General features: G+C 68.9%; 17 protein-coding genes and 1 pseudogene. 10 read left to right on the forward strand and 8 right to left on the reverse strand.

The window, feature by feature from the left end:
• The first annotated feature begins 47 nt into the window (after positions 1 to 47).
• The gene (locus B8W69_RS01910; RefSeq protein WP_085288284.1) at positions 48 to 3,221 is read left to right on the forward strand and encodes a serine/threonine-protein kinase; all 3,174 of its coding nucleotides are present in this window, start codon (positions 48 to 50) and stop codon (positions 3,219 to 3,221) included.
• A 3-nt stretch (positions 3,222 to 3,224) separates the two neighbouring features.
• On the opposite strand, the gene B8W69_RS01915 is transcribed toward B8W69_RS01910, so the two are convergent.
• A complete protein-coding gene (locus B8W69_RS01915) occupies positions 3,225 to 5,846 on the reverse strand; it encodes an ATP-binding cassette domain-containing protein (RefSeq protein ID WP_085288285.1) in 2,622 nt (873 codons plus the stop codon).
• A 350-nt stretch (positions 5,847 to 6,196) separates the two neighbouring features.
• On the opposite strand from B8W69_RS01915, the gene B8W69_RS01920 reads away from it, so the two are divergent.
• The gene (locus B8W69_RS01920; RefSeq protein ID WP_085288286.1) at positions 6,197 to 7,012 is read left to right on the forward strand and encodes a L,D-transpeptidase; all 816 of its coding nucleotides are present in this window, start codon (positions 6,197 to 6,199) and stop codon (positions 7,010 to 7,012) included.
• A gap of 206 nt (positions 7,013 to 7,218) precedes the next feature.
• On the opposite strand, the gene B8W69_RS01925 is transcribed toward B8W69_RS01920, so the two are convergent.
• On the reverse strand, positions 7,219 to 7,773 hold the full coding sequence (locus tag B8W69_RS01925) for a hypothetical protein (protein ID WP_085288287.1): 555 nt from the start codon (positions 7,771 to 7,773) through the stop codon (positions 7,219 to 7,221).
• 530 nt (positions 7,774 to 8,303) lie between these two features.
• Between B8W69_RS01925 and B8W69_RS01930 the strand changes: the two genes are divergently transcribed.
• From B8W69_RS01930 to B8W69_RS01945, 4 genes are all read left to right on the forward strand, one after another.
• Positions 8,304 to 8,645 (forward strand): DUF732 domain-containing protein, encoded by a 342-nt coding sequence (locus B8W69_RS01930; RefSeq protein WP_085288288.1) that lies wholly within the window; start codon positions 8,304 to 8,306, stop codon positions 8,643 to 8,645.
• Between the two features lie 190 nt (positions 8,646 to 8,835).
• Positions 8,836 to 9,180, forward strand: coding sequence for a DUF732 domain-containing protein (locus tag B8W69_RS01935; protein ID WP_085288289.1), 345 nt, complete (start codon positions 8,836 to 8,838; stop codon positions 9,178 to 9,180).
• Positions 9,181 to 9,229: 49 nt separating this feature from the next.
• Positions 9,230 to 10,633, forward strand: coding sequence for a mannitol dehydrogenase family protein (locus tag B8W69_RS01940; RefSeq protein WP_085288290.1), 1,404 nt, complete (start codon positions 9,230 to 9,232; stop codon positions 10,631 to 10,633).
• Positions 10,630 to 12,072, forward strand: a complete 1,443-nt coding sequence (locus B8W69_RS01945) for an FGGY family carbohydrate kinase (RefSeq protein ID WP_085288291.1) — start codon at positions 10,630 to 10,632, stop codon at positions 12,070 to 12,072. Before B8W69_RS01940 ends, B8W69_RS01945 begins: the two co-directional genes overlap by 4 nt.
• Here B8W69_RS01945 and B8W69_RS01950 read toward each other — a convergent pair.
• Positions 12,017 to 13,516: a bifunctional phosphatase PAP2/diacylglycerol kinase family protein gene (locus tag B8W69_RS01950; protein ID WP_085288292.1), complete on the reverse strand. Its 1,500-nt coding sequence runs from the start codon at positions 13,514 to 13,516 to the stop codon at positions 12,017 to 12,019. The two genes, B8W69_RS01945 and B8W69_RS01950, sit on opposite strands and share 56 nt — an antisense overlap.
• A 28-nt stretch (positions 13,517 to 13,544) precedes the next feature.
• Here B8W69_RS01950 and B8W69_RS01955 point away from each other — a divergent pair, with 28 nt between their 5' ends.
• Positions 13,545 to 14,318, forward strand: a complete 774-nt coding sequence (locus tag B8W69_RS01955; RefSeq protein ID WP_085288293.1) for a hypothetical protein — start codon at positions 13,545 to 13,547, stop codon at positions 14,316 to 14,318.
• Here the strand turns inward: B8W69_RS01955 and B8W69_RS01960 are convergent.
• The 3 genes from B8W69_RS01960 to B8W69_RS01970 form a co-directional block, all read right to left on the reverse strand.
• On the reverse strand, positions 14,306 to 14,977 hold the full coding sequence (locus B8W69_RS01960) for a GAP family protein (protein WP_085288294.1): 672 nt from the start codon (positions 14,975 to 14,977) through the stop codon (positions 14,306 to 14,308). The two genes, B8W69_RS01955 and B8W69_RS01960, sit on opposite strands and share 13 nt — an antisense overlap.
• A 55-nt stretch (positions 14,978 to 15,032) precedes the next feature.
• On the reverse strand, positions 15,033 to 15,686 hold the full coding sequence (locus B8W69_RS01965) for a GAP family protein (protein ID WP_181447315.1): 654 nt from the start codon (positions 15,684 to 15,686) through the stop codon (positions 15,033 to 15,035).
• Between the two features lie 74 nt (positions 15,687 to 15,760).
• Positions 15,761 to 16,066 carry a hypothetical protein gene (locus tag B8W69_RS01970; protein WP_085288296.1) on the reverse strand — a complete coding sequence of 102 codons (306 nt, stop codon included), beginning with the start codon at positions 16,064 to 16,066 and terminating at the stop codon, positions 15,761 to 15,763.
• Between the two features lie 231 nt (positions 16,067 to 16,297).
• On the opposite strand from B8W69_RS01970, the gene B8W69_RS01975 reads away from it, so the two are divergent.
• On the forward strand, positions 16,298 to 17,740 hold the full coding sequence (locus tag B8W69_RS01975) for a glycosyltransferase family 39 protein (protein ID WP_245843044.1): 1,443 nt from the start codon (positions 16,298 to 16,300) through the stop codon (positions 17,738 to 17,740).
• Here the strand turns inward: B8W69_RS01975 and B8W69_RS01980 are convergent, their stop codons facing one another.
• Positions 17,741 to 18,562 (reverse strand): glycoside hydrolase family 16 protein, encoded by an 822-nt coding sequence (locus B8W69_RS01980; RefSeq protein ID WP_085288298.1) that lies wholly within the window; start codon positions 18,560 to 18,562, stop codon positions 17,741 to 17,743.
• Positions 18,563 to 18,868: 306 nt separating this feature from the next.
• On the opposite strand from B8W69_RS01980, the gene B8W69_RS01985 reads away from it, so the two are divergent.
• Positions 18,869 to 19,492: a hypothetical protein gene (locus B8W69_RS01985; protein WP_085288299.1), complete on the forward strand. Its 624-nt coding sequence runs from the start codon at positions 18,869 to 18,871 to the stop codon at positions 19,490 to 19,492.
• Here the strand turns inward: B8W69_RS01985 and B8W69_RS01990 are convergent.
• Positions 19,489 to 20,508 carry an NADP-dependent oxidoreductase gene (locus B8W69_RS01990; RefSeq protein ID WP_085288300.1) on the reverse strand — a complete coding sequence of 340 codons (1,020 nt, stop codon included), beginning with the start codon at positions 20,506 to 20,508 and terminating at the stop codon, positions 19,489 to 19,491. The two genes, B8W69_RS01985 and B8W69_RS01990, sit on opposite strands and share 4 nt — an antisense overlap.
• Positions 20,509 to 20,565: 57 nt before the next feature.
• Between B8W69_RS01990 and B8W69_RS32160 the strand changes: the two are divergent.
• A pseudogene (locus B8W69_RS32160) lies at positions 20,566 to 20,702 on the forward strand (DUF3060 domain-containing protein); the annotation flags it as partial.

Consider the following 20,702-nt stretch of genomic DNA (forward strand, 5'->3'; position numbering starts at 1 on the left):
ACGCTTGACCCCGATTGATACGTCGCCGGGGAAGTTGAGGCCAGGTAATGGCTGAAAGACCCAAGGCTCGCGCCCCCGCGTCGGGACCGAGCGAGATCGTGGCGGAGTTAGCCGCCGCCGGATTCGACAACGCGCGCCAGATCGCTCGGGGCGCCGCCGGAGTGGTTTACTGCTGTCGCGAGACCGCCTTGGGGCGAAACGTGGCGATCAAGGTGCTACCGACGTTCATCGACGACGCGAGCCGGGAACGCTTTCTCCGCGAGGGCTACGCGATGGGCGGACTCTCGGGGCATCCGAACATCGTCAACATCCTGCGGGTCGGCGTGACCGCGGGGGGCCGCCCGTACATCGTCATGTCGTACTGCCCCGCGGGTTCGCTGGGGCTGCGCGTGCAGCGTGAGGGCCCGATCGCCTGGCCGGAAGCCGTGCGAATCGGCGTGAAGTTGTGCGGGGCACTGGAAACCGCGCACCTGAGCGGCACCCTGCACCGCGATATCAAGCCGGCGAACGTCCTCGTCAACGAGTACGGCGAACCGCAACTGACCGACTTCGGGACCGCCCACGTCCCCGGAGGGTACGAGACGGCGGCCGGATTGTTCTCCGGCACAATCGATTACCTCGCGCCCGAGGTGATGGCGGGTGATCCCGCGACCGTCGGCAGCGACGTTTATTCGCTCGGCGCAACGATCTATGCGCTCATCGCCGGCAACGCCGCGTATGAGCGCCGCGGCAGCGACGACCTGCTGGCGCACTACACGCGGATCAACAGCACGCGAGTCCCCGACTTGCGCCATAGCGGAATTCCGGACGCGGTGTGCTCGGCGATCGAGATGGCGATGGCGCCCGACGCGACTGAAAGGCCGGCTTCCGCAGCGGATTTCGGTCGCGGGTTGCAGGAAAGTCAGCGCCGCAACGGCTTGAAAGCCGACGCGATGGCCATCACCGCCGCCGGCGCCGGTTCGGGGCGCACCGTGGGCGCCTCGGCGGGTCTGTCGAAGACGCGGACCCCGTCGCCGGCCGGACGCGGCGGGAAGACGGGCGCACCCTCGCCGCGACCGCCCAGGATCGCCAAGCCGGGCTCACGCGTTGGCGACTCGGACAGCGCTACCTCGCTGATCAATCACCGGACGCCAGCGCCGCCGTCCCGACCCGCCGGTTCGCGAAACTCGGCCCGACGCGGAACAAATCCAGCCGCCCCCAAGACATCTGACCCGACCGAGGCGATCGCCGAGCACACCAGCGTCACCGACGCGATCGCGCCGTCGAGTCCGCCCGACGCGCCTGCGGCCGCGCGCCGCGGGCCGGCGGCCGCAGCGGTGGCGTGGTTGAGCCCGTCGGGAAAGAAGCGCAAACGCGTCACGGCGGCGTTGATCGTGGCGGCGATCGTCGTGGCCGTGCTGGTGCTGGGCACCGGTGTCTACGTACTGCTGACGCAGGGCAAGCGGCACCAGAGTGCCGCCGCGAATCAATCAAATGCCCAGGCCATTTCGAGGTGGCAGCCGATCACGAACGCCCGCATCGCGCGCCAGGCCGCAGCAACCACGCAGGCCGACGGCACGATCTGGATCTTCGGCGGCATGGGAAACAACCACGCACTCGTCGCAAACCACGAGGGCTATGACCCGATCATCGACAGCTGGAAAAGCGGCGACGACCTTCCGGTTCCGGTTCAGCACGCGACGGCGGTGACGTGGCAGGGAAACCCGATCGTGCTCGGGGGCTGGCGCTCGGCGGGCCCGCAAAAGGTTGCCAGCGACCAGGTTTGGCGTGTGGTCAACAGCCACTGGGTCGAGCTGCCCCGCCTGCTGCAGCCCCGCGCGGCGGCCGCGGCGGCAGTGGTGGGTGGGCGCATCATCGTCGCGGGCGGCGTCGACTCGAACGGTGCCCTGCTGAACACCGTCGAGATCTTCGACGGCAATTCCTGGACCCTCGGCACCCCGATACCGACCCCCCGGCAGATGCTGGCCGCCGCGTCGGACGGGAAGGTGGTGTACACGGTGGGCGGCAACAACGGGACCACCGACCTGGCGACGGTCGAGGCGTATGACCCCGCCGCGAAAAGCTGGACGCGACTGCCCGACCTTCCCCAACCTCGCGGCGACCTCGGCGTGGCGCTGGCCGACCGGCGCCTGGTCGCCGTCGGGGGGCAGTCGGCGGGGCAGGTCCTCAAGAGCGTGTCGGTGCTCGATCTGACGACGAACACGTGGGCGGGCCTGCCGGACATGGCGACAGCGCGGCACGGCATGGCGGTCGACGCGATTGGGCAGGCCGTGTACTCGATTGGCGGGTCGAGCGATGTCGGCGACGGCCAGGCGACCTCGTCGGCGGAGGCGCTGCAACTGCCGGCGCGCCGAATGCAGCCGGCCGCGCAGTGGCGTTCGCTACCGGACGCGCCGACGGCGCGGTTGATGACGGCGTGGACCGTGCTCGACGACAAGATCTGGGTCGTCGGCGGCCTGCGCGACGGAGTCGCGCTGCAGACGGTCGAAAGCTATGACCCGCACACCGGCATCTGGCAACCGCAACCCGCATTGCCGATCCCGCTGCACCACGCCGCGGCGGCGACCTATCGGGGCGAGGTGGTGGTCCTGGGGGGCGCCAGCAGCGAGCTCACCCAAGCGTCGGCCAAGGTGTTCGCGTTGCGCGGCGGTAAGTGGGTCGAGTTGCCCGGCCTCACCCACGCTCGCGCGGCGCTGGCGGCCGCGGTGGCCGGTGACAAACTCGTGGTCGTCGGCGGGCAGAACGCCAAGCAGCTCGTCCCGCAGACCGAGATCTTTGACGGCAACGCGTGGCACGACGCGGCCAACATGCCCACCCCGCGCGAGCATCTGGCCGCGGTGTCCGACGGCACGTACGTGTACGCGGTCGGCGGCAGATTCCTGTCGGCCGACAAGAATTCCGCGGCGTTCGAACGGTTCGACCCGCAGTCCGGGACGTGGACGAAGTTGGTCGACATGCCGACCCCTCGTGGCAGCTACGGCGCCGCGTTCATCGATGGCCGAATCGTGGCGGTCGGCGGTGAGGAACCGACGCAGGTGGTGGGGGTGGCCGAGATGTACGACATCGCCGACGGAACGTGGACGACGTTGCGTCCCATGCCAACTCCCCGCCACGCCGAGGTGGTCGCGGCGGTGGGCAACACTATCTACTGCATCGGCGGCGCGAACCGGCCCACCCACGAAGGCCCTGTCGCCACGGTCGAGGCCCTGGACTTCATCTAGCGATCAGTGGCGCTTGAGCCGGCTGCGCCACCCGACGAATCCCGCATACACGACCGTCAACAACGCGAGCATGCCCACATCGAACAGCCAGGTTTGTGCCGTGTGCTTGAAGTGGCTGTCCTTCGGGGCGAGGGGCCCGGGCTCGATGGTCCACAAATCCACGGTCGAGGCCTGCGCCGCATAGCCCCAACGCGAGGGCACCGCCCACGACATCTGGTCGAGGCCGATGCGGTTGGTGACGGGGACCATCCCGCCGCAGAGCACCAACTGCAGCATGAGCGAAACCACCAGCAGCGGCATGATCTGCTCGTTGGAGCGGGCGAGCGAGGACAGGACCAGGCCGACCATCGCCGCGGCGACGCACATCGCGGCGGTGGCGACATACAGCTCGAGGGTGGCGCTGCCGAGCAGTAGCGCCGGCCGCGTCGGGGCTCCCTTCCCCAGGATCGTGATGGTCGTCGCGATCGCAGACTGAATGACCGCGAAGACGAAGAACACGGCCATCTTCGCGAGCAGATAAGCCTTGGTGGACAGGCCGACCGCCTGTTCCCGGCGGAAGATGGGGCGCTCGCCGATGAGGTCGCGGATCGTCAGCGCGGTACCCATGAAGACGGCGGCCATGGTGAGCAGCATCAAGACCGAGCCGGGTTCGTCGGAGCCGTCGCCGTTGGGATCGGCGACACGGAATCCCGTCGAGCCCGGGACGGTCAGCGACAGCGCGCCCATCACAAACGGTAGCAGCGCCAAGAAAATGAAGTAGGCGCGGTCGGCCACGATCAACCGGATCTGTCTCCGCGCGATCGTGGCGAACTGGCGACGCGTGCTGGAGCGCGCCGGAGCGCCCAGGTCGGCCGGCTTCTCCGCCTCGGCTCCGGCCGGCGGCGGTTTGAGCTGGGCCAGGAACCGACGGTTGGCTTCGTCAGGGTCCGCGCCCACCATGCCAAAGATCTTGGCCCAGTTGGTGGTTCCCATGGTCGCTTCGATTTCGCCGGGCGGGCCACAGTAGGCCGTCTTGCCGCCGGGCGCCATCAACAGCACCTGGTCACAGAGATCGAGGTAGCTCAGCGAGTGCGTCACCACCAGCACCACGCGACCGGCGTCGGCCAACTGCCGCAGCATCGTCATCACCTGGAGGTCCAGCGCCGGATCCAGGCCCGAGGTCGGCTCGTCGAGGATCAGCAGCGACGGCCCGGTGAGCAGCTCGAGTGCCACCGACGCTCGCTTGCGCTGCCCACCGGACAGCTTGTCCACCCGGGTATCCGCGTGCTTGGTCAGCCCGAGTTCCTCGATCACCTGCGCGACGACCTGCGCGCGGTCTTGCTTGCTGGTATCGGGCGGCAGCCGCAGCTCGGCGGCATAGCTCAGCGCCTGGCTCACCGTCAGCTGGCGGTGCACGACGTCGTCCTGGGGCACCATCCCGATCCGGCTTCGCAGCGAGGCGAAGCTGGCGTGAATGTCGTGTCCCTCGAAGGTGATTGCGCCGGAGGTGGGACAGGTGGCCCCGGCGATCAGCCGGGACAGCGTGCTTTTCCCGGCGCCGGAACCACCGATCAGGGCGGTCAGCGTCCCGGGGCGGGCGGTCAGCGAGACCTTCTGGATCAGCCGTTTGCTGTCGATGTCGAAGTCGACCTCGCGCACCTCCAGCCCACCGGTGCGGGTCGCCGCTTCGGCACGGCGAAGCAGGATTTCACCGTTGAACACCAGGTCGACGTTGCCGATCGTGACCACGTCGCCCTCGGTCAGCGGCGCCGACAAGATTCGCGTGCCGTTGACGAAAGTCCCGTTGATGCTGTGCGCGTCGTGGATCTCCATGCCGGCCGGGCCGGGCACCAGGTAGGCGTGGTGGCGCGACGCCAAGACGTCCGAGATGACGACGTCGCTGTCTTCGGCGCGACCGATCACGGCGGCCCCCGTGGGTGGCGCCGCGAGCTTCGACCGAGAGCGCTGCACGGCGCGCCGCAGGCTCGTGCTGTCGAACTGCGCGGCTTCGAGGGCTTCGGCGCCGATCTCGGTCAGCGGCTGGCCTTTTGGCGGCGACCAGGCGGGCCTTTCGGGCGGCGGTGCCGGTTGGGGACGGGGCGGCGACGGTGGGCTCGGATAGCCGGCGGCCCGTCGCGGGCCGCCGGCCGGCTGCGGTCGCGGTGACGGCGGGCCGGCGTGGGTGTAACGCAGCGGCGGGGGTTGCGGTCGCGCGATGCGGGGCGGCGAGCCGTTGGCCTTCTGTGGGTGCTCCGGACGAGACGGCCGCGGGGCGCCGGGACGCGCGATGGCCTGCATCCCCTCGACCGTCGGCGGTAGCTGGCCCACCGCCCTGTCGTCACGTCCGATCAGGAAGCTCAACCGCGGCCCGTCGGGGCTGCCGACGTTGATGCTCTGGCCGTCGCGGATGTCGACGACGGGAACCCGGCCACCATTGACGAACATCCCCGTCGGCGAGCCGTTGTCGATCGCCAGCCATTTGCCCCGGTCAAAACGAAGCAGCAGGTGCGAGCGGGAGACCAGCGGATGGGCTACGCGCATGTCGGCACGCAGGTCACTCCCCACGACGACATCGTTGCCAGCGGCAAAACTGCGCCGTGACCAGTTGGATTGAACCGTCAGCACGGGTGATGCGGGCCTGCTCATCCAATCAGTATTCGACCCACCGTCAGCAAACTCCAGCGGTTTCGGCATATTGGTCCGCCGCCCGCGATCGCATTTGCTGGGCACTCCGCAGCAGGGTTCGCGGCCGGCGCGCGTCACGGCCCGGTCACAACACGATCGCGATTCACTTCAGCCGGCCCGTCACACTGGCGTGTTCATCCGGGTTCCTCTGCGCCTGGTCACGGCGCGACGATCAGGGCCCCGGACTAAACCCACCGTGTCCAAACCGTGACCGTCGCGTGGCCAAATATCAACGCGCCATTACGCTTCCGCAGGTCAGCGCACATTTATCATCCGTATTACAACTATGTCAGTTAAAAGGAATTGGAGCCATGCGGACGGGTGTTCGGTGTGTTCTTGCGGTGATTGGAGCCGCTGCGAGTGTTGTCGTGACGCCGGCCGGCGTGAGCCTGGCGGCGGCGAACCAGTCGCATGGATTCGCGATAGCGTCGATTTCGCCGGGCCGCGACGAGGTGGTCGGGGTGGCGCACCCTATCCAGGTGAAATTCGCTGCGCCCATTATCAACTCAGCTGACCGGCGGGCGGCCGAACGTGTCGTTGACGTCAAATCGACGCCCGCGATGACCGGCAAGTTCGAATGGCTCGACAACAGGGTTGTCCAGTGGGTTCCGGACCGATACTGGCCGGCGCACAGCACAATTGCGTTGACGGTAGGCGGCGCGGCCGCGGAGATCAAAACGGGTCCTGCCGTGATCGGCGTCGCCAGCATCTCCGAACACACCTTCACCGTGAGCATCGACGGCGCGGAAGCGGGACCACCGACCTCACTGCCGGCGCCGCACCACCGGCCGCACTTCGGCGAGCAGGGCGTGATGCCCGCGTCGATGGGGCGGCCGGAATACCCGACACCCGTCGGCTCGTACACCGTCCTGTCCAAAGAGGAAGCGGTGACCATGGATTCGAGCAGCGTCGGCATCCCGGTCGACGACCCCAACGGTTACCTGCTGACGGTCAATTACGCCGTCCGTATCACCAGCCGCGGACTGTTCGTGCATTCGGCTCCGTGGGCCGTCCCCTCCCTGGGGCTGGAGAACGTCAGCCACGGCTGCATCAGCCTGAGCCCCGATGACGCCGAGTGGTACTACGACCACGTCCACGTCGGCGACCCGGTGATCGTCCAGGAGTAGTCCGACATTTCACGAAGCTCCGCACCCAGGCGCAAGCCGGGTGCGGAGCTTCAATTGTCTTGATGGTGTGGGGGTCTCAGTGCCGCCGGGTGCACGCGGGTTGACGCCGATGCCGGGGGCGCCGGCCACCGATGGCCGACAAACGGAACGGGCCCGCTGGTGATAAACCAGCGGGCCCGGCCCGTTCACCGGAGAGCGGTTCGGCCTCAGCTCGCGCCCGAGGGGCCGGGGCGAACCGGCTGACCGTCCACCGGCCCACCGGCGGGAGCCGGACCGGTCGGCGCGTCCTTCACCCCGGACATGTCGATGATCGGCGCGGCCGCCTCCAACGGAGCACCGGCCAGTGGCCCGCCAAGGGCGATCAGCGGCGCACCGGCCGGAACCACCGGCACGGGCGGCACTACCGGCACTGGCGGCACCAGGGGCACCGGCGGCGCGAGGGGCAGCGGCGGCACGATCGGCAGCGGCGCACCGATCGGCAGCGGCCCCGGCACAGCCATCGGCACACCGGACATATCGGTCATGGGCGCCGCGCACATGCCCCCGGCGGCCGGCGCACCCGCGGCCACCGTGCCGGCGGCTGCACCCGGCCCGCCCGCGGCGGGCGCCACCTCGCCCGACTGCCCCTCGATGCACGCGTGGCCGCCCGTGATCAGCGGGGCGGCCGCCGCGGCGGGGCTCAACGCGATAGCAGCTCCGCACAACCCAGCGCCGGCAACTACTTTGATGTTGAACCGATCGACGATCGCCATCAGCGCCAACTCTCCTTTATTCACGCTCAGCTATTTCCCATGTGGTGCAGCAGGCCCGCCTAGCCGTACCGAGGCCGCTTTCACGACCGCGCCAATTGTCAGTAGGCGACGCGCGACACGCGCCACGCCGCACCGCGCCGTTTCCAAATGGTGACGTCACAACGGTGTCACGAATCGGAACACCACCGGCGGACGCCGACCGACCTGCGCGAATGCGCTTGCGTCCGAAGGCTTACTGATCAATCCGGGCCGGAATGTCGTGCGGGCGAACGCCGATCACAGGGCGGGGACCATACCGCCGTCGATCGTCACGCCGGTGCCCGTCATATTGGCGCACCGATCGCCGGCCGGCATGACGACCAGATCGGCAGGCCCGGGGCTGCGGGCCCGGGGTCGCCGGAACCGACTTTCAATCTCACGAACTTTATTTTTCCGCAGGTCACTCACAGGGAAACTGTTGGTGAACAGTTACCCTTTTCAAGGTTACGTAGAAGTTAACATCGAGATTAGAATTGTTGACGTCAAGAGGAGAAGGGGCTATGTCACCACGTCGTCTCGCCACCGCGTTCATCGGTTCCGCCTTGTTCGGGGGCCCTCTTCTCGCCGGCCTCGTCTGGGCCGGCCCAGCGCAGGCCGACTCGTCCGGTTTCCTCGACGACATGCACAGGGACGGGGTACACGCCGTCACCGGTGGTGACGCGGCGCTGCTTCAGGCCGGGCTGAACGTCTGCCAGCAACTGTCGTGGGGCGCTCCCGAATCCCAGCTCGAAGGCTTGGCCCTGCAACGCTCCGACGACCGACAAGGGGCAGGTGGGCTCAGTCCCCAGCAGGCCAACGACATCGTCGGCTACGCCGAGCGTGATCTCTGCCCCGGCGCCTGACCCGACAGTTCGTACTCCGCCGGTTCACAGCGCGCTCGCGGTCGGCTGCGTGCGAGGCCGCAAGGTCGTGGCACATCCGGCCACCGTTCTTTGCCGACTGTTCACTCTCCGGAATTGTGTGCGCAGCGCGTCGTCGCACTTTTGTGTAAAAGTGCATCATCCGCATCGGGCACAGACATAAGAAGGTTGGATGGTCGCACGCAGGCTATATGGCCGGTTCATGGGCGCGGCGCTGGCGAGCGGCCCGCTTCTGCTCGCCGGGGTCCTCTGCGCCGGCCCAGCGCGGGCCGACCAGGCCGCCTTCATCAACGACCTGCACAACGCCGGGATCCACGCCGTCAACGGCGGCGACCCGGAGCTATTGCAGATGGGTGCGGATCTGTGCCAGCAGCTTTCGTGGGGCGCTTCACCGCAACAACTGGAGGGTTTGGCGCTGCAACGCTCGGACGCCGACCAGGGCACCGGCGGGATCAACGGCCGACAGGCCGCAGACGTGGTGATCTTCGCCCTGCGCGATCTGTGCCCGAACGCCTGACGGCGGATTAACCCCCGCGCCCAGCGGTCCGCGCTAAGGTGACACTCGGGTGAAGCTGAACGCACGGAACCTGGCCGGCCTCGAGATCCCGGTCCCAACGTATGACCGCGGCCAAATCGGCATCGGCATAGCACATTTCGGTGTCGGTGGTTTCCACCGTTCCCACCAGGCCATGTACATCGACCGGCTGCTCAGCGACGGGCTCGCCCGCGACTTCGGGATCTGCGGAATCGGTGTGCTGCCGAACGATGAGCGCATGCGCGACGCGCTGCGCGGCCAGGACCACCTGTACACGCTGATCCTCGAACACCCCGACGGCACCCGTCAGCCGCGAGTCATCGGCTCCATCGTCGACTACCGTTACGCGCCTGACGATCCCGAATCCGTGATCGAGCTGCTGGCCGATCCGGCCACCCGGATCATCTCGCTCACCATCACCGAGGGCGGTTATCAGCCACCGCTGAGCGCGGTGTTCGGTTTGGTGGCCGAGGCGTGCGACCGACGACGCGAGCGCGACCTGGCCTCCCCCACGATCGTCTCCTGCGACAACATCGCCGGGAACGGAGACGTGGCACGACGCGTCTTCACGTCGTACGCCGAGCGAATCAATCCCGAACTCGCGCAATGGATGCGCGCAAGGACCACCTTCCCCAATTCAATGGTTGACCGGATCACACCGGTGACCACGCCCGACGTGCTGACGCGGCTGGACTCCGAATTCGGGGTGGCCGACGCGTGGCCCGTAATCGCGGAACCCTTCGCCATGTGGGTGGTCGAGGACGACTTCGCCGACGGGCGACCGCCGCTGGACCAAGCCGGGGTGCAACTCGTCGACGACGTGGCGCCCTACGAGGCGATGAAGTTGCGGTTGCTCAACGCCGGGCATCAGGGCCTATGCTATTTCGCCTACCTCTGCGGGTACCGGCTGGTGCACGACGCCGCCCGGGATCCGTTGATCGCCGAATTCCTTGCCCGCTATATGGATTCGGAGGCCACACCGACGCTGGAGCGCGTCCCGGGGCTGGACGAATTCCGGGGCGGGTTGCTGCCGCGCTTCGCCAACGCCTACATCCGCGACACCGTGGCCAGGCTGTGCGCCGAATCCTCGGACCGCATCCCGAAGTGGTTGTTGCCCGTGGTGCGCGACAATCTGCGCTCCGGCGGCCCGGTGCAACTGTCCGCTGCGATCGTCGCGAGCTGGGCACGCTACGCCGAGGGCGTCGACGAAGAGGGCCAACCGATCGAGGTGGTGGACCGGCTCGCCGACACCCTGGTCCCGATCGCCCGCTCGCAACGCGGCGACCCGGTGGCATTCCTGGCCAACCGTTCCGTATTCGGCGACCTCGTCGGCCACGAGCGTTTCCGCGAGGCCTACCTGTGGGCGCTTGACTCGCTGCACCGAAACGGCGCGCGCGCCACGCTGCGGGCGCTGCTCGGGGCCGACCGACGATGACCCTGGTCGCCGGCATCGACTCGTCGACGCAGTCCTGCAAGGTGCTGGTGTGCGATGCCGCCACCGGCCGGGTGGTCCGCGAGGGACACGCCGGTCACCCGGCCGGCACCGAAATCGACCCGGCGGCATGGGAAACCGCCGCTCGAGAAGCGATCGCGAAGGCGGGCGGCCTGGACGGTGTCGACGCGATCGCCGTCGGCGCACAGCAGCACGGCATGGTGTGCCTGGACGGGTCCGGTCGGGTGGTGCGCCCCGCGCTGCTGTGGAACGACGTGCGATCGGCCGACGCCGCACGCACACTCCTCGACGAGCTGGGTGGCGCGGAAGCCTGGGCGCGGGCCGTCGGCGTGGTGCCGGTGGCCGCGATCACGGTGGCGAAATTGCGCTGGCTGGCCGACCACGAGCCACGGCAGGCCGACCGCACCGCCGCGGTTGGCCTGCCGCACGATTGGCTGACCTGGCGGCTGCGCGGCGAGACGGACATCGCGGCGCTGACCACCGACCGCAGCGACGCAAGCGGCACCGGCTACTACGACGCCGCGACGGGCGCCTACCGTGTCGATCTGCTGGAGCTGGCGCTGCGCGGCCGCCGCCCCCAACTGCCGACCGTGCTACACCCGTCGGGCCGAACTACCTGCGGGGCAACGGTATTCGGTGCGGGGCTCGGGGACAACGCCGCCGCGGCGCTGGGTCTGGGCGCCGAGGAGGGCGACGTGATCGTCTCGATCGGAACCTCAGGGGTGGTGGCCGCCGTCACCGCGGATCCGGTCCGCGACGACGCGGGATTCGTCGCCGGATTCGCCGACGGCACCGGACGCTATCTCCCACTGGTGTGCACCCTCAACGGCGCGCCGGTGCTGGAGGCCGCCGCCGCGATGCTGCAAGTCAACCAACACGAGCTGTCCCGGCTCGCCCTGTCGGCACCGCCGGGCAGCGCGGGACTGGTGCTGGTTCCCTACCTGGAGGGGGAACGAACTCCCAACCGGCCCAAAGCAACCGGTGCACTGCACGGCCTGCGCGTCGCCAATGCGATCCCGGCCAACTTGGCCCGGGCCGCCGTGGAGGGACTGCTGTGCTCGCTCGCCGACGGTGTGGCGCACCTGGCCGCGCACGGTGTCGTCGCGCGGCGCATCCTGCTGGTCGGCGGCGGCGCGCAATCCCGGGCGCTGCGCGCGATAGCGCCGACGGTGTTCGGCATGCCGGTGCTGGCGCCCACGCCGGCGCAGTACGTCGCGCTGGGCGCGGCGCGGCAGGCGGCGTGGGCGTTGAGCGGATCGCCCCGACCGCCCGTGTGGAATCCACCGCCCACAGACGAATACACCGCCGACCCCGCACCCGAGGTGCAGGCGCACTACGCGCGGGTGCGCGACCTCACCGAGGGGGTCACTGGTCGTCGGGAAGCGGACGAAACACCGAAAGGGCCCGGTATTTCACGCTGAAGTTGGCCTTGTCGTATTCGTCGCCGACCTCGCCGTCACAGGCAACGACCGTGGGCCCGTCGACGGCGCTGAAGCTGAACTCCGGCACCTGCAACTCGTGGTAGAGCGGGCTGCGCTCCAGCCGGCCCAGGGCAAGCGCGGTCAGGATCCTGGTCCTGGCCCAGTGGCGGCCGGTCTCGAGGATGCGCACATCGATGAGGCCGTCGTCCATCCGGGTCCGGCGCGCCGGCGCGAACCCGGCCGGCAGGTACAGCGAATTGCCCAGGAAGAACAGCGATGTCAGCAGGGTCTTGTTGTCGTAACGGATACGCACCGGCTGGTCCTTGCGCAGCGTGTGCAGCATCGCGTAGAGACCGGCCAGCGGCTTGCCGATGCGCTTCTCCAGCTTTTCGCGCTGCTGCACGAAGGTCGGGTAGGCGCCGATGCTGGCGGTGTTGAGGACCATCTGAGAATCGTTGAGGCACACCAGGTCCACGCATGCCACGTGGCCGCGCCGGATCGCCTCGACCGTCTTGGCCACGGTGTCACAGCCGATGTCCTTGGCGAAGTGGTTGAACGTCCCGGCGGGAAACACCGCCAGCGGAAGCCCCGCGCCGATGGCCACCCCGGCGGCGGCCGCGACGGTGCCGTCACCGCCGCCCACCGCCAGCACCTCGGCGCGCTCGGCCGCGTTGCGCAGCACCTGCACCGGATCGTCGTCGGGGCCCAGTTCGCGGATGTCGACCTTTGGCAGCTCGGCGCGAACCTCGTCGACCACCCGGGCCCCGGTGCCGCTGCCCGACTCCGGGTTGATGACCAGGACCACGCCGGCGCCATCGGGCCGCTGCGGCGCTGCGACGCGCAGCGGTTCCGTTCGCGGAAGGGCGGTTTCGGCGATCGGCGGGACGAGCCGGCCGCCCAGCACGGCCAGGCCGGAGCCGATGCCGAACCCGGCGATGACGTCGCCGGGATAGTGCGCGCCCGTCGCCACCCGCGACAGACCCACCAGCCCGGCCAGCAGCGCCAGCCCGAAGCCCAGCGGCGGGTTCTCCAGCCCCACCCCGATAGCGAACGCGGCCGCGCTCGCGGAGTGTCCGGACGGCAGCGAGTTCGACGTCGGGCGCCGGCGGACCTGCCTGACCAAGGGCACCAGGTCGTAGCCGGGGCGCGGCCGCCGCCGGATCCGCTTGGCGACCTGGTTGGTGACCAGGCTGGTCGCGGCCAGCGTCACCAGCCCGCGGGTCGCGCCGCGCTGCGCGCTCTGCCTGCCGGTGGCGAACAGCGCCGCGCCGAGGCCCACCCACAGCTTGGAATGGTCGGCCGCCCGGGTCAGCGGCGGCATGAGCGTGTCCAGCAGCGGGGTGTCCGTTTCGGCGATGGCGTCGAACAGTTCCCGATCCAGCGTGCCCAGTCCCCGGGTGATCTGTTTGATGCCGCGCGCGCGTTGCCAAGGCCCCCTGTTCATTCGCTACACCCTAAATTGGTCCGAAGACATGGACGCACAGGGCTATTGCTTGAGGTGGCGGGAGAACGCCGAACGCCGCGGCGTGGCCGCGCACGTCGTCGCCGAGATCGCCCGCCGGCACGACGTCACCGCCGCGCGCTTCGGGGTCCTCGACAAGATGGCCGAGTTCAACGACCCGCACGGCAAATCGTTCTTCCTGATCCCGCCCTACGCCGACGGTGCGCGGGCCCGGGCCGCCGCCCTGGTGACCTACATCCTCAACGCGGGCACCGGCTACGGTAAGCCGGGCGGACGAACCACCGACTTTCCGGTCACCCCGTACGGCGCCGCCGAGATCACGCGAATCATGGCCCGCCAGAACGCGAACCGCTGGAGCTACACCCGCGACGTCGCCTTCGTGCACCGCAACGGGGGGCGGCTGGTCACCACCCCCAACGGCATGCTCATGGGCCTGGGCGGCAATTGGGTCCAGCGGCTGTTCAGCCAGCGCGGCGGCACCACCTGGGGTGACCTCTTCATGGTCAACGCGGGCAGAGTCGCCGACCCCGGCGAGCAGCTTCGCCAGATCGTCTCGTCCGGACATGCCTGGTATCTCGATGCCGGCGGCACGCCCCGCGCGAGCCGCCTCGACCTGGACCGGGTGTTGCACCACGAAGAGCGCCACGCCGCGCAATGGGCAGCCCGGGGCTATTTGGGCATGCTCGCGGGCTACGGCCGGGAGTTGTTCCGTGAGTTGGTCTTTGGCGCGGTGAACAGGCTCGAAGAGGATGCGGGCCTGGCCGACGGAGGCTATAGGGCGTGAATCCCGTGGTAGAGCACCATCGCACCGATCACGACGAAGACCGCCGCGAGTAGGGCGCCGTTGTTGCGGTCCATCCAGTCCTTGAGCCGGGACAGGGTGTCGTCGAGGCGGCTGCCGGCCGCCACGTACGCCAATATCGGGATCGCCACGCTGGAGGCGGCGATGGCCACGAAGAACGCGGCCGCCAGCCAGTCACCGGCGAGGCCGAGCCCGCTGGTGCCGATGCCCAGTCCCGCGGGGACGCAGATGAGCGCCACATCCGGGCGCACCACGGCCAGCACGGCCCCGGTGATTCCCGCCCGCGCCGGGGTGATGCTTTCGAACGAGCGCATCCAGGCCGGGGATTCGGCCTGGACGTGGCGGTTGAGCCAGCGGTAGATGCCGTACACGATCAGCGCCGATCCCAGCACCACGCGCAGCCACGACGACCACCGCGGGGGCGCCTTGTCCAAGCCGCCCAGCAGGCCGGAGGCCGCGACGGCGATGGCCGTCAGCGCGGCCAGGCTCAGCACCCAGCCGAGCAGAAACACGAGGCTGCTCGGCCGCGGCCGCGGGGCCTGTAGCACCAGCACCGCCGGAATGACGGTGAGCGGTGAGAGGGAGATGACCAATCCAAGCGGAACGAGCCCGGTCAGCACCGTCCCCCAGCTTCCTGCCATGGGCGGCATCCTTCCATTGCCCCGGGCGATGCGACGCCGAACGCGCCGAACCGGCTCAGGCCAGCGTGCGAATCCCGTTGTAGAGCACTATCACCCCGATCAAAAACAGGATGACGGCCATCATCGCGTCGTGGTTCGCCTCCATCCAGGCCCTGAGACGTTCCAGGGCATCGTCGAGGCGGTCCCCGGCGCCGACGTAGCCCAAGATCGGGATGGCGACCGTCGACGCGGCGAGCACGACGAAGATCGCGGCCGCGACCACCTGAGCGCCGGCGCTCAGGCTGCTGTTACCGACGGCCAGGCCGGCGGTCGCGCACAGGATCAGCACCTCGGGCCGCACCGGCACCAGCACCGCCCCCATCACCCCGGCGCGCACCGGCGAGAGGGTGGAGAACGAACGCATCCAGCGCGGCATGCCGCGCTGGCGATGCCGGGTGAACCAGTGGTAGGCCGCCAGCGCGATCAGCGCCACGCCGAACGCGAGCCGCACCCAGGCCGCCCATTTCGGCGGGGTCGCGTGGAAGTCACTGAGCGCCTCCGAGCCGCTGACAAACACGGCGGTGAGGGCGACCAGGCCAAGCAGCCAGCCCCCCAGGAAGGCGAGGCTGGCCGGGCGCGGACGCGGCGCGTGCAGCACCAGCACGGCGGGGATGACCGTGATGGGTGACAGCGCGATGACCGCCGCCAACGCGATGAGTTTGCTCAGCACCGAGGCCCAACTTGCGTCCACGGGCAGCAATCATCGCATTGGCGTGACGCTCACGCAGCGGTTGATTACACCGGTCAGCCTTTGCGGCGCAGCGTCCAGGCAGGCACCCAATGCGTCACGGTCCTGCGCTTGGAGCCATACGCGACGGGATAGGTCACCAGCCCCCACCAGTCGCCCTGCTCGCACAGGGCCCAGCAGCTCAGCCACCCCTCGACGACCTTGTGCAGTTGCAGACCGTTGGGCTGATACCGCCCCGAGCGGTGCGGCTCGCGCGGGAAGACCACCGTCAGGTCGACCAGCACCGCCACCGCCGGACGCACCACCCGAAACGGGCTGCGGACCGGCTGGCCGTTGTACCCGATCGACGCGAGCGGACCCATTGATCGATCATACGTTCGAATGGACACCGGGTTGAGCCCCCTGAGCGGCCCGGTTCGCTTCTGGCAACATAGCGGTGTGTTCAGCCAAACCGCGACGTCCCGGGCGGTTCGGTGAGCATCGGAACCACCGAGGCAGCACGGCGTCGCCGCGGTGTGCTCGGCGGTCGCCGACCGGCGGTACCGGCCGCGCTTGACCCGGCGATCGTCGCGATCGTGGCCGCCGCGGTGAGCATGGCCGGCTCCGCCCGGCCCTCCTTCTGGTACGACGAGGCCGCGACCATCTCGGCCGCCTACAGCCGCTCCCTGGCCCAGATGTGGCACATGCTGGGCAACGTCGACGCCGTCCACGGCTTGTATTACCTGCTCATGCACGGCTGGTTCCAGGTTTTCCCGCCCACCGAGTTCTGGTCGCGCGCGCCCAGCGCCCTGGCGGTGGGGGGCGCCGCCGCCGGCGTCGTCGTGCTGGGCAAGCAGTTCTCGTCCCGCACTGTCGCGGTGGCCTCCGGAGCGTTCTGCGCGATCCTGCCGCGAGCCACGTGGGCGGGCATCGAGGCCCGCCCCTATGCCATGTCGATGATGGCCGCCGTGTGGCTGACCGCCCTGCTGGTTTATGCCGCGCGCCGTGATACCGGTTGGCTGTGGCTGTTCTTTGCCGTCGCGCTGGCCTGCTCGACCGTGCTGGACGCCTACCTGGCGCTGCTGCTGGCGGCGTACGCCGTGTTCATCGGCGTCTTCCACCGGAGCCGAACGGCGTTGCTGGGCTTCGTGATTGCGTCGGCCGTGGCCGTCGGCGCGCTGATGCCGTTTTTGATGACGGTCGCCGGGCAGGCACACCAGATCAGCTGGGTCGCACCCATCGGCCACCGCACCATCGAAGACGTGCTGATGCAGCAGTATTTCGAACGATGCCCGCCGTTCGCCGTGCTGTCGGCGCTGCTGATCGGTGCGGCAATCGTGTTGTGGCTCAGCGGGTCCGCGCGTCTGGCGGATTCGCAGCGCCAGCTGTTGGTGCTCGCGACGGGGTGGCTCGCGGCGCCGACGGCCGCGATCGTGACGTATTCGGCGCTGGTTCATCCGATCTACACGCCGCGCTACCTGTGTTTCACCGTGCCGGCGCTGGCGCTGATCCTGGGCGTCTGCGGTGGCGCGGTGGCCGCCAAACCGTGGGTGATGACGGCGATCGTCGGCCTCTTCGCCGTGGCCGCCGCGCCCAATTACGTTCGGGTGCAACGCAACCCGTATGCCAAGTACGGCATGGACTACAGTCAGGTCGCCGACCTGATCACCGCGAAGGCCGCGCCGGGCGATTGCCTACTGGTGAACGACACGGTGACGTTCATGCCGGCGCCCATGCGCCCACTGCTGGCGGCGCGCCCGGATGCCTATCGCAAGCTGATCGATCTCACGCTGTGGCAGAAGGCGACCGACCGCAACGACGTGTTCGACACCAATCTCATCCCCGAGGTGGTGGCCCGGCCGCTGAGCCAGTGCGGCGTCGTCTGGATCATCACCCAGGCCGACCCGTCCCAGCCGGCGCACGAGCAGGGTCCGGCGCTGCCGCCCGGCCCGGTCTACTGGGCGAGCACCGCCTTCGCGGTGCCGCACGACCTGGGCTTCCGGCTGGTGGAGCGCTGGCAGTTCAACCTGGTGCAGGTGCTCAAAGCGGAGCGATAGTCACCAGATGTGGATCCAGTCGACGAGCATGTCCGCCGGGTAGGTCGCCGCCGCGGGATCGCCGGCCCCGACCCCACCGACCGCCAGGGTGAACATGGGCGTCATCCAGTAGCCGGGATTGTTGAACGGCCAGCGGAAGTCGTCAGGTGCGCCGCCGTGGACGTGGATGGGTTTGTTCGGAACGCTGAAGTACTGCGCCCCGTCTCGGGCGAATTCAAATCCTTCCTCGCCCCAATGCATTCGCCAGGTGTGCCAGTTGCCGTCGACCATGCCGGGAATGGACTTGCCTTCCCACGTCTTGCCGTTGGACGCGGCGTGCACCGTCGTTCCCGGAGGCCACGAGCCATTGCCGTACCACTCGAAAACGTCAACCTCGCCGTCTGGCAGCGGATCCTCGTTGACACCCCAGAACGCGGACCAGAGGCCCGGGTCCAAACAATTCAGCTTTATCCGCGCTTCCCAGGTCTGGTTGATCATGCTGCGGAAGTTGCCCCGCAGCTTGGCGCCGTAGTAGGTGTCCCCTTCCCGGGTGGCGCGCAAGACCAGGTTGGAATTGCCGTCCTGGAACACATTTCGGCGGTCGTCGCGGTATATCCCCGCGACCGGCGGGAACACGTCGTCCTGCCAGGTCTGGACGGTCCATTTCCCCGGATCGGGAGCCGAACCCGCCGGGCCGTCGAACTCGTCGGCGAAGATGAAAGGCCCGCCCCCGACTGACGGCGGCGCTTCGGGCGCCGACGGGGTGGCCCAGGCACCCGGCAAGCGCATCGCAGCCCCGATCATGCCGAGGCCCGACATCAACATCATGCTGCGACGATCCATCTAAACCACCAATCGTTCAAAGCCGACTCGTCAAGCCCGGCGAATTCTCCCCAGGCAACTCTCGCAAACGGTGTTATGAAACCACGCGGTGGGGTGGCCCGCATCCCGCTGTCGCGATCCGCGCGCGGCGTTCCCGGAAGCGACCCGCGTACCGGTCCGTCGCCGCCATCCCCCTGGCATAAGCAAGCGACGATAGCAGCCGAGGGCCCCGCTTCCTGGGATTTCCCGCGGCAAGCATCAACCACGTTGACATTCCCCGCGCCACTGGTATCAAGGAGGTTGATGGTTTAAGAAAGGAAAACAACCATGTCTCATGGATTCTTCGGTGGTTTCGGTGGACCCGGTTTCGGCGGTCCTGGCTTCGGTGGTCAAGGCTTTGGTGGTCCCGGCTTCGGTGGCCCGGGCTTCGGTGGTCCGGGCTTCGGTGGCCCGGGTGCGGGCGGTCCCGCCTTCGCGCCGTTCGGCAAGAAGGGTCGTCACGGCCTCAAGCGCGCGGCGTTCGTCACCGCGGCATTGCTGTTGGACGGGCCGGCCGACGCCGCGCAGGTGGTGCAACGGGTGTCAGACGCGACCGGCGGCGCATTCACCCCTCCGCAGGACGTGGCCGAGCTGGCGATCGGCATTCTCGCCGGCCGCGGCGTGGTCACCGTCGACGACGGCGTGGCGACGCTGACCGAGCTCGGCCGAAACCTGCTGGCCTGGCGCGGAATCAGCAGTGAGACCGCGCACGCCTTCCTGGGTCGGGCGGCCAAGTTCGGCGACGTTCTCAAGATCCGCAAGGAGTTCTTCGAGATCGCCGGTTTGGCCCGCACCATCGCATGGACGGGCACCGACGAGCAGAAGCAGCAGCTCGCCGAGACCCGGACCAAGGTGCTCGAGGCGCTGACCGATGCGCGCAAGGCGCTGCACCGGGTTCTCGGCGAGGCCTAGCGGAGGCTGGGTTCGCTGAGCCTGACCAGGGTCTTGCCGACGTTGACGCCGGTGAACAGGCCGTTGAGGGCGTCGACACAGGACTCGATGCCCTCAAAGATGGTCTGCCGGTGGTGAAGTCGGCCCTCGGCCTCCCACTGGCGTAGCGCGGCGAACGCCTCGTCGAAGCGGCCCCACTGATCGAGCGCGTTGAACCCCTGCATCAGCGCGGTCTTGGACAGCAGGTTGACGTAGTTGGCCGGCCCGGGGTGGTCCCCGGTGAGGTAGCTCGAGATGACGCCGCACAGCACGACGCGTGCGCGGGCGGCCAGGCGGCCCAGCACGGCGTTGAGGATGGGGCCGCCCACGTTGTCGAAGTAGACGTCGACGCGTTGCGGGCAATGCTTTTTCAGCGCCGCCGCGATGTCGTCGTTCTTGTAGTCGATGCACGCGTCGAATCCGAAGTCCTCCACCACCGCCCGGCATTTCTCCGGCCCGCCCGCGATGCCCACCACCCGGGCGCCGGCGATCTTGGCGATCTGCCCGGCGACCGATCCGGTGGCACCCGCGGCCGCCGACACCACCACCGTCTCCCCGGTCTGCGGTTGGCCGATGTCGGTCATCCCGAAATAGGCGGTGGCGCCGGTCGGCCCGTAGACGGACATGATGGCCAGCTGGTCGTCCTCGCCCGGGATCGGCGTGCTGAACAGGTCATCGCGGATGAGCGCGTATTCCTGGAAACCGGTCAGCGTGGTGACGACGTCGCCGACGGCGTAGGCCTCGCACCGCGACGCGACCACCTCGCCGATCCCGGCCGCCCGGATGACTTCCCCCAGCTGCACCGGCGGGAGGTAGCCGGGCTGGTCGTCCAGCCAGGTGCGGGCGGCGGCGTCGATGCCGACATAGGTGGTCCGCAACAGCGCCTCGCCGTCGGCGGGCTCGGGCGCGGTCGTGGTGACCATTTCCGTGTCATCCGGCTGGACAAGCCCGGAGGGGCGGCGACGCAACAGGACCTGGCGATTCGGCAAATCGGGCACGATCGTAAAAACTACCGAACGGGCCGGAAACGCAGAAGCGAATGGCATATTCAATGCATGGCAGCAAACGAAGACCCGGAAGAGCGGATCCGGGAACTCGAGCGCCCGCTCGCCGAGGCGGCCCGGGCGTCAGAACAGGGCAGTTCGCAGCCCGCCGCCCCGAATTATCCGCCCGGCCCGGTGGGCGCCCCGCC

The sequence above is a fragment of the Mycolicibacterium vulneris genome (genome assembly GCF_002104765.1).
Classification (GTDB): domain Bacteria; phylum Actinomycetota; class Actinomycetes; order Mycobacteriales; family Mycobacteriaceae; genus Mycobacterium; species Mycobacterium vulneris.

Coding starts and splice junctions, on each gene's coding strand:
- B8W69_RS01910 (WP_085288284.1), top strand. CDS start 48: ATGGCTGAAAGACCCAAGGCTCGCGCCCCCGCGTCGGGACCGAGCGAG.
- B8W69_RS01915 (WP_085288285.1), bottom strand. CDS start 5,846: ATGAGCAGGCCCGCATCACCCGTGCTGACGGTTCAATCCAACTGGTCA.
- B8W69_RS01920 (WP_085288286.1), top strand. CDS start 6,197: ATGCGGACGGGTGTTCGGTGTGTTCTTGCGGTGATTGGAGCCGCTGCG.
- B8W69_RS01930 (WP_085288288.1), top strand. CDS start 8,304: ATGTCACCACGTCGTCTCGCCACCGCGTTCATCGGTTCCGCCTTGTTC.
- B8W69_RS01935 (WP_085288289.1), top strand. CDS start 8,836: ATGGTCGCACGCAGGCTATATGGCCGGTTCATGGGCGCGGCGCTGGCG.
- B8W69_RS01945 (WP_085288291.1), top strand. CDS start 10,630: ATGACCCTGGTCGCCGGCATCGACTCGTCGACGCAGTCCTGCAAGGTG.
- B8W69_RS01950 (WP_085288292.1), bottom strand. CDS start 13,516: ATGAACAGGGGGCCTTGGCAACGCGCGCGCGGCATCAAACAGATCACC.
- B8W69_RS01955 (WP_085288293.1), top strand. CDS start 13,545: ATGGACGCACAGGGCTATTGCTTGAGGTGGCGGGAGAACGCCGAACGC.
- B8W69_RS01960 (WP_085288294.1), bottom strand. CDS start 14,977: ATGGCAGGAAGCTGGGGGACGGTGCTGACCGGGCTCGTTCCGCTTGGA.
- B8W69_RS01970 (WP_085288296.1), bottom strand. CDS start 16,066: ATGGGTCCGCTCGCGTCGATCGGGTACAACGGCCAGCCGGTCCGCAGC.
- B8W69_RS01975 (WP_245843044.1), top strand. CDS start 16,298: ATGGCCGGCTCCGCCCGGCCCTCCTTCTGGTACGACGAGGCCGCGACC.
- B8W69_RS01980 (WP_085288298.1), bottom strand. CDS start 18,562: ATGGATCGTCGCAGCATGATGTTGATGTCGGGCCTCGGCATGATCGGG.
- B8W69_RS01985 (WP_085288299.1), top strand. CDS start 18,869: ATGTCTCATGGATTCTTCGGTGGTTTCGGTGGACCCGGTTTCGGCGGT.